This window comes from Candidatus Termitispirillum reticulitermitis, assembly GCF_054655775.1.
The window spans coordinates 1-1301 of sequence record NZ_BAAIHG010000146.1; the positions used below are offsets into that span (position 1 = coordinate 1).

At 47.0% G+C, this 1301-nt stretch carries 3 protein-coding genes and 1 tRNA gene; all 4 read left to right on the forward strand.

Annotated features, from left to right (window positions below; translation table 11 throughout):
- The first annotated feature begins 133 nt into the window (after positions 1-133).
- Positions 134-493 (forward strand): hypothetical protein, encoded by a 360-nt coding sequence (locus AC1MDJ_RS07875; RefSeq protein ID WP_479690371.1) that lies wholly within the window; start codon positions 134-136, stop codon positions 491-493.
- Positions 494-628: 135 nt separating this feature from the next.
- A tRNA-Arg gene (locus AC1MDJ_RS07880) sits at positions 629-701 on the forward strand.
- A gap of 57 nt (positions 702-758) precedes the next feature.
- Positions 759-1001: a hypothetical protein gene (locus AC1MDJ_RS07885; protein ID WP_479690372.1), complete on the forward strand. Its 243-nt coding sequence runs from the start codon at positions 759-761 to the stop codon at positions 999-1001.
- A complete protein-coding gene (locus AC1MDJ_RS07890) occupies positions 973-1197 on the forward strand; it encodes a hypothetical protein (protein WP_479690373.1) in 225 nt (74 codons plus the stop codon). The genes AC1MDJ_RS07885 and AC1MDJ_RS07890 overlap by 29 nt, the downstream gene beginning before the upstream one ends.
- The last annotated feature ends 104 nt before the right edge of the window (positions 1198-1301 follow it).

A 1301-nucleotide genomic window follows, 5' to 3' on the forward strand; every position in this document is an offset into this window, starting at 1 on the left:
CTACCGATATGGGGCTTGCGATGATTTCTATGGGCGACAATCCTAGTATGGTAACCACGCTAGGCATCAATGGTGACATTATGAAAATAATAGGTGTAAGTTTAGCCAATGGTATGACGGCAGTATCAAGGCTATGTTGGAGGCGGAAGCGTTTGACGGACCATCGCTAGTGATAGCGTATGCGCACTGTATAGCACAGGGGATAGATATGTCTAATGGGGTTGCCGAGCAGCGCAAAGCTGTGCAATCTGGCTACTGGATGCTATACAGATTTAACCCTGCGCTTATAGCAGAGGGCAAGAACCCGTTGCAGATAGACTCTGGCAAGGCGACTAGTTCGTTAGCTGATTTTATGGCGGGAGAAAATCGTTTCCGCATAACTAAAAAAGCCTTCCCAGAACGCTACGACGAGCTAGCTGCACAGGCAGACGAACAGCTGAAACGGCGGATAAATGTGCTGAACCAGATAGCGCAATTAGATTTTAAGAAGTAAGATAGGGTGGGCAACAGCAATGTTGCAAGCTGACTAACAGGCGCAGACGAACAGAGTGAATGTGTAGCCACCAAAGCTCGTAAAAGAGCTATATGTGCGACTTGGCGCGAGGACGTGCCTAAGGGCTGAAAATTCGGGCAATTAGCTCAGGGGATAGAGCACAAGCCTCCGAAGCTTGGTGTCGCAGGTTCAAGTCCTGCATTGCCCAGTAAGTATTATAAGGGTTTCCAACAAGGAAGCCCTTTGTTTTTAGCCAGCTTTAACCTTGCGGTTAAAACCGCATTTAGTAAAGAGCGGTAGCCACGTTGTTATAAAATCACCCGCTAAACAGCGGAAGCGTAGTCTTAGCGTGGGGATTTCACGAGCAATTGCACGGCGTCAACGGACGCATGCGCGTGTTTGCGGAGTAAAAAGAGCAACGGATACATCTATGGAGGAGCTAGAAGGGCTGACAGCCTCAACTGCTATGCGATTGGTCAATGAAAAGGTGGTTGCCGTTAAGCAATAAAGAGTTTGCCAACAAACTAGCTGGCGTATTCTCCGACTATAGCGACATAGAACAGAGGCACTGGAACAACTTCGCCAAGACATCTATAATGAAAGTAAAGAACCTAGCTGGTGTAGAGACTATACAGAAATCTAAAAAAGGGGGCACAACTATGGCAGACGCTAAAAAGAAAACTCAGCCTAAACCCATCCTCTAGTTCTACTATGTCCCCAGCTGTATGTTCCTCAAGAAATAATTCAGTCGGAACGTCCAGCTGAACATTCAACTCCGTAGTATTGTCCCCAATAGCACTAGTCACAA